At 53.4% G+C, this 14,478-nt stretch carries 19 protein-coding genes; 14 read left to right on the top strand and 5 right to left on the bottom strand.

Annotation, left to right across the window (positions count from 1 at the left end):
- Nucleotides 1–83 precede the first annotated feature (83 nt).
- On the bottom strand, nucleotides 84–413 hold the full coding sequence (gene bsmA, locus NQ842_RS21985; RefSeq protein WP_072203615.1) for a biofilm peroxide resistance protein BsmA: 330 nt from the start codon (nucleotides 411–413) through the stop codon (nucleotides 84–86).
- A 137-nt stretch (nucleotides 414–550) separates the two neighbouring features.
- On the opposite strand from bsmA, the gene yjfP reads away from it, so the two are divergent.
- Complete coding sequence (gene yjfP, locus NQ842_RS21980) at nucleotides 551–1,273, top strand: esterase (RefSeq protein WP_248042252.1); 723 nt, start codon at nucleotides 551–553, stop codon at nucleotides 1,271–1,273.
- On the opposite strand, the gene ulaR is transcribed toward yjfP, so the two are convergent.
- Nucleotides 1,270–2,025: an HTH-type transcriptional regulator UlaR gene (ulaR, locus tag NQ842_RS21975; RefSeq protein ID WP_013095301.1), complete on the bottom strand. Its 756-nt coding sequence runs from the start codon at nucleotides 2,023–2,025 to the stop codon at nucleotides 1,270–1,272. The genes yjfP and ulaR overlap by 4 nt on opposite strands.
- 110 nt (nucleotides 2,026–2,135) lie before the next feature.
- Nucleotides 2,136–3,200: an L-ascorbate 6-phosphate lactonase gene (gene ulaG, locus NQ842_RS21970; RefSeq protein WP_010427455.1), complete on the bottom strand. Its 1,065-nt coding sequence runs from the start codon at nucleotides 3,198–3,200 to the stop codon at nucleotides 2,136–2,138.
- A gap of 358 nt (nucleotides 3,201–3,558) precedes the next feature.
- On the opposite strand from ulaG, the gene ulaA reads away from it, so the two are divergent.
- Genes ulaA through NQ842_RS21940 form a run of 6 tightly spaced genes read left to right on the top strand, consistent with a single transcriptional unit; the run spans nucleotide 3,559 to nucleotide 7,967 of the window.
- Nucleotides 3,559–4,959 carry a PTS ascorbate transporter subunit IIC gene (gene ulaA / locus NQ842_RS21965; protein WP_046887400.1) on the top strand — a complete coding sequence of 467 codons (1,401 nt, stop codon included), beginning with the start codon at nucleotides 3,559–3,561 and terminating at the stop codon, nucleotides 4,957–4,959.
- Between the two features lie 12 nt (nucleotides 4,960–4,971).
- On the top strand, nucleotides 4,972–5,277 hold the full coding sequence (ulaB, locus tag NQ842_RS21960) for a PTS ascorbate transporter subunit IIB (RefSeq protein WP_004109091.1): 306 nt from the start codon (nucleotides 4,972–4,974) through the stop codon (nucleotides 5,275–5,277).
- A 9-nt stretch (nucleotides 5,278–5,286) separates the two neighbouring features.
- The gene (gene ulaC / locus NQ842_RS21955) at nucleotides 5,287–5,754 is read left to right on the top strand and encodes a PTS ascorbate transporter subunit IIA (RefSeq protein ID WP_013095304.1); all 468 of its coding nucleotides are present in this window, start codon (nucleotides 5,287–5,289) and stop codon (nucleotides 5,752–5,754) included.
- A gap of 13 nt (nucleotides 5,755–5,767) precedes the next feature.
- Entirely contained in the window at nucleotides 5,768–6,418 is a 651-nt protein-coding gene (gene ulaD, locus NQ842_RS21950) for a 3-keto-L-gulonate-6-phosphate decarboxylase UlaD (protein WP_013095305.1), read from the top strand.
- 9 nt (nucleotides 6,419–6,427) lie between these two features.
- Nucleotides 6,428–7,288 carry an L-ribulose-5-phosphate 3-epimerase gene (locus NQ842_RS21945; protein ID WP_046887399.1) on the top strand — a complete coding sequence of 287 codons (861 nt, stop codon included), beginning with the start codon at nucleotides 6,428–6,430 and terminating at the stop codon, nucleotides 7,286–7,288.
- Entirely contained in the window at nucleotides 7,281–7,967 is a 687-nt protein-coding gene (locus tag NQ842_RS21940) for an L-ribulose-5-phosphate 4-epimerase (protein WP_047360703.1), read from the top strand. The genes NQ842_RS21945 and NQ842_RS21940 overlap by 8 nt, the downstream gene beginning before the upstream one ends.
- Before the next feature lie 92 nt (nucleotides 7,968–8,059).
- On the opposite strand, the gene yjfY is transcribed toward NQ842_RS21940, so the two are convergent.
- A complete protein-coding gene (yjfY, locus tag NQ842_RS21935; protein WP_014830396.1) occupies nucleotides 8,060–8,335 on the bottom strand; it encodes a DUF1471 family protein YjfY in 276 nt (91 codons plus the stop codon).
- A 343-nt stretch (nucleotides 8,336–8,678) separates the two neighbouring features.
- On the opposite strand from yjfY, the gene rpsF reads away from it, so the two are divergent.
- The 5 genes from rpsF (at nucleotide 8,679) to NQ842_RS21910 (ending at nucleotide 11,200) form a co-directional block, all read left to right on the top strand.
- Nucleotides 8,679–9,074, top strand: coding sequence for a 30S ribosomal protein S6 (gene rpsF, locus NQ842_RS21930; protein ID WP_014830397.1), 396 nt, complete (start codon nucleotides 8,679–8,681; stop codon nucleotides 9,072–9,074).
- Between the two features lie 6 nt (nucleotides 9,075–9,080).
- Nucleotides 9,081–9,395, top strand: coding sequence for a primosomal replication protein N (gene priB / locus NQ842_RS21925; RefSeq protein WP_008502895.1), 315 nt, complete (start codon nucleotides 9,081–9,083; stop codon nucleotides 9,393–9,395).
- Between the two features lie 4 nt (nucleotides 9,396–9,399).
- Nucleotides 9,400–9,627: a 30S ribosomal protein S18 gene (gene rpsR, locus NQ842_RS21920; protein WP_000135199.1), complete on the top strand. Its 228-nt coding sequence runs from the start codon at nucleotides 9,400–9,402 to the stop codon at nucleotides 9,625–9,627.
- A 41-nt stretch (nucleotides 9,628–9,668) separates the two neighbouring features.
- Nucleotides 9,669–10,118, top strand: coding sequence for a 50S ribosomal protein L9 (gene rplI / locus NQ842_RS21915; protein ID WP_008502894.1), 450 nt, complete (start codon nucleotides 9,669–9,671; stop codon nucleotides 10,116–10,118).
- Nucleotides 10,119–10,270: 152 nt separating this feature from the next.
- A complete protein-coding gene (locus tag NQ842_RS21910; protein ID WP_047360702.1) occupies nucleotides 10,271–11,200 on the top strand; it encodes a DMT family transporter in 930 nt (309 codons plus the stop codon).
- Between the two features lie 46 nt (nucleotides 11,201–11,246).
- On the opposite strand, the gene NQ842_RS21905 is transcribed toward NQ842_RS21910, so the two are convergent.
- Nucleotides 11,247–11,891 (bottom strand): OapA family protein, encoded by a 645-nt coding sequence (locus NQ842_RS21905; protein ID WP_014830399.1) that lies wholly within the window; start codon nucleotides 11,889–11,891, stop codon nucleotides 11,247–11,249.
- A gap of 233 nt (nucleotides 11,892–12,124) precedes the next feature.
- On the opposite strand from NQ842_RS21905, the gene fklB reads away from it, so the two are divergent.
- Together fklB and cycA are read left to right on the top strand one after the other, a co-directional pair.
- Entirely contained in the window at nucleotides 12,125–12,745 is a 621-nt protein-coding gene (fklB, locus tag NQ842_RS21900; protein ID WP_008502892.1) for an FKBP-type peptidyl-prolyl cis-trans isomerase, read from the top strand.
- 310 nt (nucleotides 12,746–13,055) lie between these two features.
- Complete coding sequence (gene cycA / locus NQ842_RS21895; protein ID WP_047360701.1) at nucleotides 13,056–14,465, top strand: D-serine/D-alanine/glycine transporter; 1,410 nt, start codon at nucleotides 13,056–13,058, stop codon at nucleotides 14,463–14,465.
- The last annotated feature ends 13 nt before the right edge of the window (nucleotides 14,466–14,478 follow it).

Raw genomic sequence — 14,478 nt, 5'->3', positions numbered from 1 at the left:
ATTGTCGCGGGCATGGAGTTTATTGTGGACAGGAAAATGTCTATGGACGCAAAGCAGTGTAAATGTCGTTCAAATGAAGATCGTTATTTACGGTACAAAATAGCCTGTGAGTACCACTGGCCCGTAATGATGGTTTCATCGATCATAATGATGACGTAATAATCTGCTTTAGCGGCGGCAGCTTGCGCCTTTATTGACTCCTCTGCGTCATCCGGGGATCCGCGAACCAGCGCGGAGACGGTACCCATTCGTTGTAATCCTTCCGTCTGATTACGACGAATCTCCTGCGGATGATCGGCGACCGGGGGAGCGGGTTGCGGTGTCCCCTGTAGCGCACTACAGCCACTGAGCAGAAACAGCAACAATAAAGTAGCAAACCTGCGCATAACCATATCTCGTTTCCTGATAGCCATAGTGTAGTTGTCTGCGAATTTAGTTTTGGGGGAATGTTCCCGAAGTGTTATCTGGTACGTATATTTCGAATGAAAATATCGTGAAAGCGTAATCCAGTTCTCAACATTATGAATCATTCATCAGCACAGGGTCGACAATGATTGAAATTGAAACTCGCCGCCTCGGCAATCATGAAATATTACACGCTATCCCTGCGGGGAAACATGCGCAACCGCTGCCTGTTGTGGTTTTTTATCATGGCTTTACCTCATCAAAGCTGGTTTACAGCTACTTTGCGGTGGCGCTGGCGCAGGCCGGTTTTCGGGTAGTGATGCCGGATGCGCCCGATCACGGTGCACGTTTTACCGGTGATGAACAGGTGCGACTGGGGCAGTTCTGGCAGATTTTACACGGTAGCCTGAGCGAATTTGCCGGGCTGCGCGATGCGCTTTACCAGGCGGGGCTGGTGGCGGATCAACGGCTGGCGGTGGCCGGCGCATCGATGGGGGGAATGACGGCGCTCGGGATCATGGCCCGTCACCCTGAGGTGACCTCTGTGGCGTGCCTGATGGGCTCGGGCTATTTTACGTCATTGTCAAAAACGCTGTTTCCACCGCAAGACGCGACGGAGATTGACGCGTTGCTGGCCGAATGGGAAGTGACCCGGGCGTTACCGCGTCTGGCCGATCGCCCGTTGCTGTTGTGGCATGGTGACGCGGATGATGTGGTGCCCCCTGGCGAAACCTTCCGTCTCCAGCAGGCACTACAGCGCGAAGGGCTGGACGGCAACCTGACCTGCCTGTGGGAAGTGGGGGTTCGCCACCGTATCACGCCAGCGGCGCTGGACGCGACGGTGGATTTTTTCCGCCAGCATCTTTAAACGCGCAGAATTTTGACGCCCTGATCTTCCAGCTTCTGGAGGATCTCTGGATTGGCATGTTTGCCGGTGATCACCATGTCAATCTGCTCGGCGCGGCTGAACAACATCCCTGCACGCTCGCCGACTTTGCTGCTGTCGACCAGTACGACGAGCTTGCCCACGACGTTAAGCATATTTTGCTCAGCCATCGCAGTTAACATGTCGGTTTTGTAGAGCCCATCCGCGGTCAGGCCTTTGCCGCTGGTAAACATCCAGTGCCCCGCATAGAGGCTGTTTTCACTGTCCTGCGGGCTGAGGGTAATGGACTGGCTCTTATTATACTGGCCGCCCATGATCACCACGCTTTCATGTTCCTGATCGATGAGATAGTTAGCCAGTGGCAGATAGTTGGTGATGATTTGCACCGGTTTACCGCACATCTCGCGGCCCAGCAGAAATGCCGTGGAGCCACAGTTGATCACCACGCTCTCACCCGGGTTGACCAGCTGCGATGCGGCTCTGGCAATGCGCACTTTTTCATCGTGGTTTTGCGCCTGATGGATGTTCATCGGTGTCCAGCGAGGGCGCTGCTGGCTGATGGCTTCCGCGCCGTTACGGACTTTTTTCAGCTTACCGCTCTCATCCAGCTTATTGATGTCTCGTCGCGCCGTCGCGGGGGAAATCCCTAAACGTTCGATCACTTTCTCGACGGTGATAAACCCTGTTTGCGCCAAGAGTTCCAGTAATATTTGATGCCGTTGCGCTTCCGTCATGAGCTATTCCGATAAGAATTGATTTGAAAAGATGATATTTGAAATAGCGTGAAATTACTAAAATAAATATGAAATCGCCAGACGCAAGGTCTGGCGATGGGGTTTCACAATCAGAGGAATGACTTGAACGGCAGGTCTGGCTCAATGGTGAAGCAATCATCGAAACCGCGTGGGTAGTGATACTCGAGATTGTCTTTGTCCAGCGGCCAGGTGAACTTACCGCCTACCTGCCAGATAAATGGCTTGAAGCCATACTTCAGACGGTCTTTTTTCATCTCCCACAATACGCGGATTTCCTGCGGATCGGCCTGGAAGTTTGACCAGATATCGTGGTGGAAAGGAATCACCACTTTGGTGTTCAGTGCTTCCGCCATGCGCAGCATATCGGCGCTGGTCATTTTGTCGGTAATGCCGCGCGGGTTCTCGCCGTAGGAGCCCAGCGCCACGTCAATCTGATGCTCGTTACCATGCTTCGCATAGTAGTTGGAGTAGTGAGAATCACCGCTGTGGTACAGGGAACCGCCAGGGGTTTTAAACAGATAGTTTACTGCTCGCTCATCCATGCCGTCTGGCAGGACGCCAGCGGCTTTCTGGTCAGCGGGCAGGGTGATCAGCGCGGTGCGGTCAAAGGCGTCCAGCGCGTGGATTTCAATGTCTTTAATTTTCACCACGTCGCCTGGTTTCATGACGATGCAGCGCTCTTTCGGCACGCCCCAGCCAATCCAGAGATCCACGCAGGTCTGCGGCCCGATAAACGGCACGTCGTCCGCACAGTTTTGCATCACCGCTGCCGCCACGTTTACATCGATGTGATCATTATGATCGTGGGTGGAAAGGACGGCGTCGATCTGGCGAATGGCAAAAGGATCAAGAACAAACGGCGTGGTACGCAGGTTCGGCTGCAATTTTTCTACACCTGCCATGCGCTGCATCTGATGACCTTTTTTCATTAGCGGATTGCCGTGGCTCTGTTTGCCGGTACCGCACCAGAAATCAACGCAAATATTGGCGCCACCCTCGGATTTCAGCCAGATGCCGGTGCAACCCAGCCACCACATTGCAAACGTACCAGGAGCAACCTGTTCCTGCTCAATCTCTTCATTCAGCCAGCTGCCCCATTCCGGGAAGGTGCTCAGAATCCATGATTCACGGGTGATGGTGTTCACTTTACTCATCGTTTTGACTCCTGGTTTAATCAAAAGTAATCATTAGGTGATTTGTTGTGATTAATGCTGGCACTCTTTGAATCGGTTTGCAACGAGTAAATTGAGGAAATTTATCTTCGCCATGTCACAGATAATCCATTTTTACGTTGTTAGAATATCCGCTATCAATGATTAATTGCATGAATTGTAAGAAATAATTTATTCGTCAGAATCGGTAGTGAAAATCATTACTAACAGCATGGAAATAATTTGCGTGATACGTCACAAATAATCAAATGCAATCTTGTGGTGATTATTTGTGATTAATAGAGTGATGGCACCAACCGAACAGGGATTACCCCTCGTGTTCTCATTTCTGGAGAGAGTTATGGAGATCCTCTACAACGTCTTTACCGTGTTCTTTAATCAGGTAATGACTAACGCCCCGCTTTTGCTGGGTATCGTGACGTGCCTGGGCTACATCCTTCTGCGCAAAAGCGTCAGCGTCATCATCAAAGGCACAATCAAAACCATCATTGGTTTCATGCTGTTGCAGGCGGGTTCAGGCATTCTGACCAGTACCTTTAAACCCGTTGTTGCCAAAATGTCTGAAGTGTATGGCATCAACGGTGCCATCTCTGACACCTACGCGTCGATGATGGCCACCATTGACCGCATGGGCGATGCCTACAGTTGGGTGGGCTACGCGGTACTGCTCGCGCTGGCGTTGAACATCATTTACGTTCTGCTGCGCCGCATTACCGGCATCCGCACCATCATGCTGACTGGTCACATTATGTTCCAGCAGGCCGGGCTGATTGCGGTGTCTCTCTATATCTTCGGCTACCCCATGTGGACCACGATTATCTGCACCGCTGTGCTGGTATCGCTTTACTGGGGTATCACCTCCAACATGATGTACAAGCCGACGCAGGAAGTGACTGACGGCTGCGGTTTCTCCATCGGCCATCAGCAACAGTTCGCCTCGTGGATCGCTTACAAGGTTGCGCCATATCTGGGTAAAAAAGAGGACAGCGTTGAAGACCTCAAGCTGCCGGGCTGGCTGAATATCTTCCACGACAACATCGTCTCCACGGCGATCGTAATGACCATTTTCTTCGGCGCCATTCTGCTCTCCTTCGGGATTGACGTAGTACAGGCGATGGCGGGTAAAACACACTGGACAGTCTATATCCTGCAGACCGGTTTCTCCTTCGCGGTGGCGATTTTCATCATTACCCAGGGCGTGCGCATGTTTGTTGCCGAGCTCTCTGAAGCCTTCAACGGGATCTCTCAACGCCTGATTCCTGGTGCGGTACTGGCAATTGACTGTGCGGCTATCTACAGCTTTGCGCCAAACGCGGTGGTATGGGGCTTTATGTGGGGCACCATCGGCCAACTGATTGCGGTAGGCATTCTGGTCGGCTGCGGCTCATCCATTCTGATTATTCCTGGCTTTATCCCGATGTTCTTCTCCAACGCCACCATTGGCGTCTTTGCTAACCACTTTGGCGGCTGGCGTGCAGCGCTCAAGATCTGTCTGGTGATGGGCATGGTGGAGATCTTCGGTTGCGTGTGGGCGGTCAAGCTCACCGGTATGAGCGCCTGGATGGGCATGGCGGACTGGTCAATCCTGGCCCCGCCAATGATGCAGGGCTTTGCGTCCGTCGGGCTGGCCTTTATGGCCGTCATTATCCTGATTGCCTTGGCTTATATGTTCTTCGCTGGCCGTTCTCTGCGAGCTGAAGAAGATGCGGAAAAACAAACAGCAGAAGTTTCTGCTCACTAAGGAGTTTCGATTATGACCGTACGTATCCTGGCTGTGTGTGGCAATGGGCAAGGTAGCTCCATGATCATGAAGATGAAAGTGGACCAGTTTTTAACCCAGTCAAACATTGACCACACGGTGAACAGCTGCGCGGTGGGTGAATACAAAAGTGAACTGAACGGCGCCGATATCATCATCGCGTCTACCCATATCGCCGGTGAAATTAGCGTTTCTGGCAACAAGTATGTCGTGGGGGTACGCAATATGCTCTCCCCTGCGGATTTCGGCCCAAAACTGCTGGAAGTGATCAAAGCGCACTTCCCGCAAGATGTGAAGTAAGGACGCCACATGAAACTACGTGATTCGCTGGCTGAGAATAACTCCATCCTTTTACAGGCCGAGGCCAGCACCTGGCAGGAGGCGGTGAAGCTGAGCGTGGATCTGCTGGTTAAGGCCGATGTTGTCGAGCCGCGTTATTACCAGGCCATTCTTGATGGTGTGGCGCAGCATGGTCCTTATTTTGTGATTGCGCCAGGACTAGCGATGCCGCACGGCCGCCCGGAAGAGGGCGTGAAGAAAACCGGCTTCGCGCTGGTAACGCTGAAAACGCCTTTGGTGTTTAACCATGAAGATAACGACCCGGTCGACATCCTGATCACCATGGCGGCCGTCGATGCCAATACCCATCAGGAGGTTGGCATCATGCAGATCGTTAACCTGTTTGATGACGAAGCGAATTTTGATCGTTTACGCGCCTGCCGCACCGAGCAGGAAGTGCTGGATTTAATTGATAACGCCACAGCGGCGGCAGTTTAAGAAGGAATTGAAAATGTCATTACCAATGTTGCAGGTCGCGCTGGATAACCAGACTCTGTCCGATGCGTATGAAACCACCCGCTTGATTGCGGAAGAGGTGGATATTATCGAAGTTGGCACCATTCTGTGCGTAGGTGAAGGCGTGCGCGCCGTTCGCGATCTGAAAGCGCTCTACCCGCATAAAATCGTGCTGGCCGATGCCAAGATTGCCGATGCAGGCAAAATTCTCTCCCGCATGTGTTTTGAAGCTAATGCCGACTGGGTCACCGTGATCTGCTGTGCAGATATCAACACTGCGAAAGGTGCGCTGGATGTGGCGAAAGAGTTCAACGGCGATGTGCAGATTGAACTGACCGGTTTCTGGACCTGGGAACAGGCCCAGGCGTGGCGCGATGCTGGCATTCAGCAGGTCGTTTATCACCGCAGCCGTGATGCGCAGGCCGCCGGCGTGGCGTGGGGAGACGCAGATATCAGCGCCATTAAACGTCTTGCTGACATGGGCTTTAAAGTGACCGTTACCGGTGGCCTGGCGCTGGAAGATCTGCCGCTGTTTAAAGGTATCCCTATTCACGTCTTTATCGCGGGTCGCAGCATTCGTGATGCCGCGTCTCCGGTGGAAGCGGCACGTCAGTTCAAACGTTCAATCGCTCAGCTTTGGGGCTAAGGAGCGGGTATGTTGTCTAAACAGGTCCCGCTTGGCATTTATGAAAAGGCACTCCCCGCGGGGGAGTGCTGGCTGGAGCGGCTGAAACTGGCGAAACAGTTGGGCTTCGATTTTGTCGAAATGTCCGTGGATGAGACCGATGAACGTCTTTCTCGCCTCGACTGGAGCCAGGAGCAGCGTCTGGCGCTGGTGAGTGCGGTCGCCGAAACGGGCGTGCGCGTGCCGTCCATGTGCCTTAGTGCCCACCGTCGTTTTCCGCTTGGCAGTGAAGATGATACGGTGCGCGCGCAGGGGCTGGAGATCATGCGTAAAGCCATTCGTTTTGCGCAGGATGTGGGTATTCGCGTGATACAGCTTGCCGGGTATGACGTTTACTATCAGGAAGCCAATGACGAAACGCGTCGTCGTTTTCGTGACGGCCTGAAAGAGAGCGTTGAGATGGCTAGCCGCGCGCAGGTGACGCTGGCGATGGAGATCATGGACTATCCGTTAATGAACTCGATCAGCAAGGCGCTGGGCTATGCGCATTACCTGAACAATCCGTGGTTCCAGCTCTATCCTGATATCGGCAACCTGTCGGCGTGGGATAACGACGTACAAATGGAACTGCTGGCGGGGATGGGCCATATCGTCGCGGTTCATGTCAAAGATACGCGTCCTGGGGTATTCAAAAACGTTCCGTTCGGCACCGGGGTGGTGGATTTCGAACGGTGCTTCCAGACGCTCAAACAGGCGGGGTATTGCGGACCTTACCTGATTGAGATGTGGAGCGAAACGTCAGATGACCCGGCAGGTGAAGTGGCTAACGCTCGCGACTGGGTACGGGAACGTATGGCACGGGCCGGCTTACTGGAGGCTGAACATGCGTAACCTTAAGCAGCAGGTCTTTGACGCTAATATGGATCTTCCGCGCTATGGACTGGTGACCTTCACCTGGGGAAACGTCAGCGCCATCGACCGTGAGCAGGGGCTCGTGGTGATTAAGCCCAGCGGCGTGGCATATGACGCCATGAGCCCTGACGATATGGTGGTGGTTGATCTTGAGGGTAACGTTGTCGACGGCAAATGGCGCCCTTCTTCAGATACAGCCACCCATCTGGCGCTCTACCGGCGTTACCCTTCTCTTGGCGGCGTAGTGCATACGCACTCTACGCATGCCACAGCCTGGGCACAGGCGGGGCGGGCAATTCCGGCTCTGGGAACCACGCATGCGGACTACTTCTTTGGTGACATTCCCTGCACGCGGGCACTCACGCAGACAGAAGTGGAAGGCGAGTACGAGCTCAACACGGGTAAGGTCATTATCGAAACGCTGGGTGAGAGCGAACCGCTGCACACGCCGGGCATTGTGGTCTATCAGCACGGTCCGTTCGCCTGGGGTAAAGATGCGCATGACGCTGTCCATAACGCGGTAGTCATGGAGGAGGTGGCTCGTATGGCGTGGATTGCTTGCGACATCAACCCACAGCTTCAGGGCATTGATGATTACCTGATGAACAAACACTTCATGCGCAAGCATGGGCCTAATGCTTATTACGGGCAGAAGTGAGTCAGAACCAAAAAAAAAGCCCCCGGGCAGGGGGCAAGTCAAACTATGGCTATGTTCTCTTTGTTGGCTTTCCTGGTGCTAGCGTTAAAAGGTTATCGGTAAATATCTGCACTGGCGTGCATATTGCCGTTGCTGCCGGGCTCACGCATCAGTATGACGTGATAGTAATTTGCCCCCTGAGCATCGGTTTCTTTATTAAGAGCCTGATCTGCTTCGCTCTCTGTGGCGAAATTATGATTGATGTAAATTACGCCTAAGCTCTGCACATCATCCATGTTTCTGGCCTGTCGGCTGTCTATCTTGATGGCTGCCATCGCGTTTGCACTGAGCAAAAGCGCAGCCATTACGGCAATTGCGATTTTTTTCATGATATGCGCTCCACGACTGCGTGCTGTGAGACGGTTGATTGCTCTCCTTCGGTGTTTAAATGGTCTCTGATTAAAGTGTAATCACTTATCCGGCGAGGATGCGTGACCATTTCTGATGCAGTTGTTCAAAAAAACAACGCTTCCTGATGCGATTAATTTTAAATCACCCACTTAGACCAGCTTTGCGGTTTGTGCGAATTATTTGTGCAATCAGCTTGAGTTTCCAGGGGCGCGCAAGTATTATGACGCGTCAATTTTTCAGCCGACCTTTAACACGTTCCTTGCCTCCCCGGGCCTCGGCTGACCCAGACAGGAGGCTGAATAATCCGTAAGGAGCAATTCGATGCGTCATTACGAAATCGTTTTTATGGTCCATCCTGACCAGAGCGAACAGGTTCCGGGTATGATCGAGCGCTACACTGGTGCAATCACTGCAGCAGCGGGCACGATCCACCGTCTGGAAGACTGGGGCCGCCGTCAGCTGGCTTACCCGATCAACAAACTGCACAAAGCACACTACGTTCTGCTGAACGTTGAAGCTCCGCAGGAAGTGATCGATGAGCTGGAAACTAACTTCCGCTTCAACGATGCCGTTATCCGCAGCATGGTTATGCGTACTAAACACGCAGTTACCGAAGCATCTCCGATGGTTAAAGCGAAAGACGAGCGCCGTGAGCGTCGCGATGATTTCGCAAACGAAACCGCAGATGATTCTGATGCTGGGGATTCTGAAGAGTAATTTCTGATGACCAACCGTCTGGCGTTGTCCGGCATCGTATGCAGGGCTCCCCTTCGAAAGGTCAGTCCATCAGGAATTCCGCATTGCCAGTTCGTGCTTGAGCATCGTTCTGTGCAAGAGGAAGCCGGGTTTCACCGGCAGGCGTGGTGCCAAATGCCCGTTATCATTAGCGGACACGAAAACCAGGCCATTACTCACAGTTTAACGGTCGGTAGTGCAGTAATCGTTCAGGGGTTCATCTCTTGCCACAAGGCAAAGAACGGTCTGAGCAAAATGGTTCTGCATGCCGAGCAGATTGATTTGATAGATTCTGGAGACTAGCCATATGGCACGTTATTTCCGTCGTCGCAAGTTCTGCCGTTTCACCGCGGAAGGCGTTCAAGAGATCGACTATAAAGATATCGCAACGCTGAAAAACTACATCACCGAAAGCGGTAAGATTGTCCCAAGCCGTATCACCGGTACTCGTGCAAAATACCAGCGTCAGCTGGCTCGCGCTATCAAACGCGCTCGCTACCTGTCTCTGCTGCCGTACACTGATCGTCATCAGTAATCGGGCACGGTCCATTAATACGACTTTAAGAGGATAAGGTAATGCAAGTTATTCTGCTTGATAAAGTAGCAAACCTGGGCAGCCTGGGTGATCAGGTAAACGTTAAAGCGGGCTACGCTCGTAACTTCCTGGTTCCACAGGGCAAAGCTGTTCCTGCTACCAAGAAAAACGTAGAGTTTTTCGAAGCACGTCGTGCTGAACTGGAAGCCAAACTGGCTGACGTTCTGGCGGCTGCTAACGCTCGCGCTGAAGCAATCAACGCACTGGGCACTGTTACCATCGCTTCCAAAGCTGGCGACGAAGGTAAACTGTTCGGTTCCATCGGTACCCGCGATATCGCTGATGCAGTTTCTGCAGCAGGCGTTAAAGTGGCTAAGAGCGAAGTTCGTCTGCCGAACGGTGTTCTGCGTACCACTGGTGAGCACGAAGTTGACTTCCAGGTTCACAGCGAAGTGTTCGCTAAACTGGTTGTTAACGTTGTAGCTGAGTAATTTTTTACTCTGCTCGCGTCAAAGCGCCGGCCTTGTGCCGGCGTTTTGCTTTTTAAAGCCTGCTGAACGTCACTTTACATCTTGTATGGTAGCTATTCCTGACGCATTCTCTGATAATAAAATGAAACGCAATTTTATCTTTGAGATTTGCCATGGAAACCGCTCTGTCTACGCCCGTCTTTGCCCGTCGCAATGTAGCCTACGCCTGCGCTACACTCTGCTGTCTGCTCTGGGGTAGCTCTTACCCGGCCATTAAAAGTGGCTATGAACTCTTTCAGATCGCAACCGATGATATTCCGTCAAAAGTCGTCTTTGCCGGGTACCGTTTTCTGTTCGCCGGGGCATTGCTGCTGCTGTTTGCGCTGGCTCAGCGTAAACCCATCGCCAGGCTCACGCCCACGCAGTTTGGTCAGCTTACGATCCTGGGGCTGACGCAGACCACCATTCAGTACACCTTCTTTTATATCGGGCTGGCGTACACCACGGGCGTTAATGGCTCGATCATGAACGCCACCGGCACCTTCTTCAGCGTACTGCTGGCGCATTTTATCTACCTCAACGATAAGCTCAGCTATAACAAAACGCTGGGCTGTATTCTGGGGTTTGCCGGGGTGATGCTGGTGAACTTCCACAGTGGTCTCAGTGATTTCCGTTTTGTCTGGAATGGTGACGGGTTTGTGGTGCTGGCGGCGTTCATCCTCTCCGCCGCCACGCTGTACGGAAAACGTATCTCCCAGACGGTCGATCCGACGGTGATGACCGGCTGGCAACTGGGTATTGGTGGCCTTGCCCTGGTGGCAGGGGGATATGCCACGGGTGGGACGCTGGAAGTGCATAGCCTCACCGCGGTGGCAGTATTGGGGTATCTGACGTTGCTCTCATCCGTCGCCTTCGCTCTGTGGAGCGCCCTGCTGAAAGTGAACCGCGTCAGTATGATTGCCCCGTTCAACTTTGTGATCCCCGTCGCCGGGACGGTACTGTCCGCTATTTTCCTGGGGGAAAACATCCTGGAGATTAAATACGCGATTGCGCTGGTGCTGGTCTGCTCGGGGATCTGGTGGGTGAATAAACGGAGTGCCTGAGAACAAAAGTGCCGGGTGGCGGCTTCGCCTTACCCGGCCTACGCCATTACCGTGCTCTGATAAAACTGCCGTCTGGCTGGCGGGTAAACAGCACCTGTTGGCCATTACCCGTATCAATCGTTAACCCAGTCACCACGCCGCTGGCATTCTGGCGGATCTGCACCATCTGGCCGTTCTGCAGGTTACTGAGCGGCTTGCCCGCACCTTCTACCTGGGCCATCGCATAGACATCGGTTGGTGGCAGGTTGTGATCGCGGAACAGCTGAGCAAGCGTTTTGCCCGGCTCTACGCGGTAGGAGCGCCACTGCTGCTCAATACCGGTGGGCTGCTGTGTCTGTGGTTCAGACGGGGTGACGGCCTGCTCCTGCGGTTGTTCTTCCTGAATCGGCTCTGGCTCAACCGGAGCAACCTGACCCGGATCGTTAGACGGCGTCACAAGCTGTGTCTGCATAGGCTGCGCGTCAGGTTGCGGACGCGTTTGCGACTGAAGATCCAGTTGCGCATTGCGGGTGACTGGCGCAGTGTCGACATCATCGCCGCCAGAAGGGAGCAGGAAACCGACGATCACCAGCAGCGCACCAATGATGATCCCTCTGCGATGCAGGGGAGGTAGCGGGTCCATAATGCGAAAATTGTCCGGCGCCTGCCAGATTTTCGCCAGGGTAGGTTTCAGTTCAAATCGCCCGGGCATGGCTCTCCTCCTGCTCCGCGTCTTTTTTATCCTGTGCTCCGAAGTATAGTTCGCTAACTGCCTGAACGGCGTAGCAAACCCGACATCCGTGACATCCGTTCGGGATTAATCCTGGTTACCTCTATTGTTTCTGTTTCGTCGCAGTTTGTCACCTTAACTTCAGACAAAGTTTTACCCATAAGGGCATGGCTGCTATGCTGCCCGCTACTTTAAATGTGATGGAAGGAAAACCCATGACCACCCCGACTTTTGACACTATCGAAGCGCAGGCAAGTTACGGTATCGGCTTGCAGGTAGGACAGCAACTGAGCGAATCCGGCCTGGAAGGTCTGTTACCAGAAGCGCTGGTGGCGGGTATCGCTGACGCGCTGGAAGGCAAACAGCCAGCCGTTCCGGTTGATGTTGTCCACCGTGCGCTGCGTGAAATCCACGAACGTGCTGACGCAGTGCGTCGCGCGCGCTTCGAAGAGATGGCGGCAGAAGGCGTGAAATATCTGGAAGAGAACCGTGAGCGTGAAGGCGTGAACAGCACCGAGTCTGGCCTGCAGTTCCGCGTAATCAACCAGGGCGACGGCGCTATCCCGGCACGCACTGACCACGTTCGCGTGCACTACACCGGTAAACTGATCGACGGTACGGTATTCGACAGCTCTGTTGCACGCGGTGAACCGGCTGAATTCCCGGTTAACGGCGTTATCGCAGGCTGGATTGAAGCCCTGACCCTGATGCCAGTCGGCTCCAAATGGGAACTGACTATCCCGCACAACCTGGCGTACGGTGAGCGTGGCGCTGGCGCGTCCATCCCGCCATTCAGCACCCTGGTGTTTGAAGTCGAGCTGCTGGAAATCCTGTAATCGGCTTTTCTTATTTCCTCTCTCCGTCCGGGGAGAGGAAAATAGTGTTAAAACCTATAGTTACGACGGAATCAATATTTTATCTTGCAAACGAAACTGTTGCGTGTATTTTTGTGAGCTGTTTCGCGCTGTATGAGTGATATGACACTCACTTCCAACATATTATTAACATAATATCTAAATCATAGTATTCATCCCGCCGATTCTTACCTAATATCGATAAACCCTTACAGAGGGACCGTCATTTATTTGACGTTTTAAAGGCCAGAAGAGCCTTAACAACACAGACAGGCATAAACAGGAAAATTACATGGTAGATCAGGTCAAAGTCGCCGCGACAGAAGAGGCGACGTCTGAACAGTCGCTACGGCGCAATCTCACAAACCGTCATATTCAGCTTATCGCCATCGGGGGTGCCATCGGTACCGGGCTGTTTATGGGCTCAGGCAAAACCATCAGTCTTGCCGGGCCGTCGATCATTTTCGTTTATATGATCATCGGTTTTATGCTCTTTTTCGTGATGCGTGCAATGGGTGAATTGCTGCTCTCCAACCTCGAATACAAATCTTTCAGCGATTTTGCTTCCGACCTGCTCGGCCCCTGGGCGGGTTATTTCACCGGCTGGACCTACTGGTTCTGCTGGGTCGTGACCGGCATGGCGGATGTCGTCGCCATTACCGCCTATGCGCAGTTCTGGTTCCCCGGTCTGTCGGACTGGGTCGCCTCGCTGGCGGTGATTGTTCTGCTGCTGAGCCTCAACCTCGCTACCGTTAAGATGTTCGGTGAGATGGAGTTCTGGTTCGCGATGATCAAGATTGTCGCTATTGTGGCGCTGATTGTGGTGGGCCTGGTAATGGTGTTGACGCATTTCCAGTCGCCAACCGGCGTACAGGCTTCGTTTACCCATTTGTGGAATGACGGCGGCTGGTTCCCGAAAGGCATCAGCGGCTTCTTTGCCGGTTTCCAGATTGCGGTGTTTGCCTTTGTGGGGATTGAGCTAGTCGGAACCACCGCTGCGGAAACCAAAGACCCGGAAAAATCCCTGCCGCGCGCAATCAACTCCATTCCGGTTCGTATCATCATGTTCTACGTCTTCGCGTTGATCATTATTATGTCCGTGACGCCGTGGAGCTCCGTTGTGCCAAGCAAGAGCCCGTTCGTTGAGCTGTTCGTGCTGGTGGGACTGCCTGCGGCAGCGAGCCTGATTAACTTCGTGGTGCTAACGTCGGCTGCGTCGTCGGCGAACAGCGGTGTGTTCTCAACCAGCCGCATGCTGTTTGGCCTGGCGCAGGAAGGCGTTGCGCCGAGCGCGTTTGCCAAACTCTCTAAGCGTGCCGTACCGGCGAAAGGGCTGACCTTCTCCTGCATGTGCCTGCTGGGTGGTGTGGTAATGCTCTACGTGAACCCGAGCGTCATCGGTGCGTTCACCATGATCACCACCGTCTCGGCGATCCTGTTTATGTTCGTCTGGACGATCATCCTCTGTTCCTACCTGGTGTATCGTAAACAGCGCCCACACCTGCACGAGAAATCAATCTACAAGATGCCATTAGGCAAGCTGATGTGCTTGGTGTGTATGGCATTCTTCGCGTTCGTGCTGGTTCTGCTGACGCTGGAAGATGACACCCGTCAGGCGCTGATCGTCACGCCGCTGTGGTTCATTGCGCTTGGATTGGGCTGGCTGTTCATTGGTAAGAAACGAATGGCAGGCGTAAGGTAAAAGCAAAACGGCA

This window comes from Enterobacter cloacae complex sp. R_G8 (assembly GCF_024599795.1).
Lineage (GTDB): Bacteria > Pseudomonadota > Gammaproteobacteria > Enterobacterales > Enterobacteriaceae > Enterobacter > Enterobacter dissolvens.
This window is presented reverse-complemented; position numbering and strand designations above follow the sequence as displayed.

Coding starts and splice junctions, on each gene's coding strand:
- bsmA (WP_072203615.1), bottom strand. CDS start 413: ATGGCTATCAGGAAACGAGATATGGTTATGCGCAGGTTTGCTACTTTA.
- yjfP (WP_248042252.1), top strand. CDS start 551: ATGATTGAAATTGAAACTCGCCGCCTCGGCAATCATGAAATATTACAC.
- ulaR (WP_013095301.1), bottom strand. CDS start 2,025: ATGACGGAAGCGCAACGGCATCAAATATTACTGGAACTCTTGGCGCAA.
- ulaG (WP_010427455.1), bottom strand. CDS start 3,200: ATGAGTAAAGTGAACACCATCACCCGTGAATCATGGATTCTGAGCACC.
- ulaA (WP_046887400.1), top strand. CDS start 3,559: ATGGAGATCCTCTACAACGTCTTTACCGTGTTCTTTAATCAGGTAATG.
- ulaB (WP_004109091.1), top strand. CDS start 4,972: ATGACCGTACGTATCCTGGCTGTGTGTGGCAATGGGCAAGGTAGCTCC.
- ulaC (WP_013095304.1), top strand. CDS start 5,287: ATGAAACTACGTGATTCGCTGGCTGAGAATAACTCCATCCTTTTACAG.
- ulaD (WP_013095305.1), top strand. CDS start 5,768: ATGTCATTACCAATGTTGCAGGTCGCGCTGGATAACCAGACTCTGTCC.
- NQ842_RS21945 (WP_046887399.1), top strand. CDS start 6,428: ATGTTGTCTAAACAGGTCCCGCTTGGCATTTATGAAAAGGCACTCCCC.
- NQ842_RS21940 (WP_047360703.1), top strand. CDS start 7,281: ATGCGTAACCTTAAGCAGCAGGTCTTTGACGCTAATATGGATCTTCCG.
- yjfY (WP_014830396.1), bottom strand. CDS start 8,335: ATGAAAAAAATCGCAATTGCCGTAATGGCTGCGCTTTTGCTCAGTGCA.
- rpsF (WP_014830397.1), top strand. CDS start 8,679: ATGCGTCATTACGAAATCGTTTTTATGGTCCATCCTGACCAGAGCGAA.
- priB (WP_008502895.1), top strand. CDS start 9,081: ATGACCAACCGTCTGGCGTTGTCCGGCATCGTATGCAGGGCTCCCCTT.
- rpsR (WP_000135199.1), top strand. CDS start 9,400: ATGGCACGTTATTTCCGTCGTCGCAAGTTCTGCCGTTTCACCGCGGAA.
- rplI (WP_008502894.1), top strand. CDS start 9,669: ATGCAAGTTATTCTGCTTGATAAAGTAGCAAACCTGGGCAGCCTGGGT.
- NQ842_RS21910 (WP_047360702.1), top strand. CDS start 10,271: ATGGAAACCGCTCTGTCTACGCCCGTCTTTGCCCGTCGCAATGTAGCC.
- NQ842_RS21905 (WP_014830399.1), bottom strand. CDS start 11,891: ATGCCCGGGCGATTTGAACTGAAACCTACCCTGGCGAAAATCTGGCAG.
- fklB (WP_008502892.1), top strand. CDS start 12,125: ATGACCACCCCGACTTTTGACACTATCGAAGCGCAGGCAAGTTACGGT.
- cycA (WP_047360701.1), top strand. CDS start 13,056: ATGGTAGATCAGGTCAAAGTCGCCGCGACAGAAGAGGCGACGTCTGAA.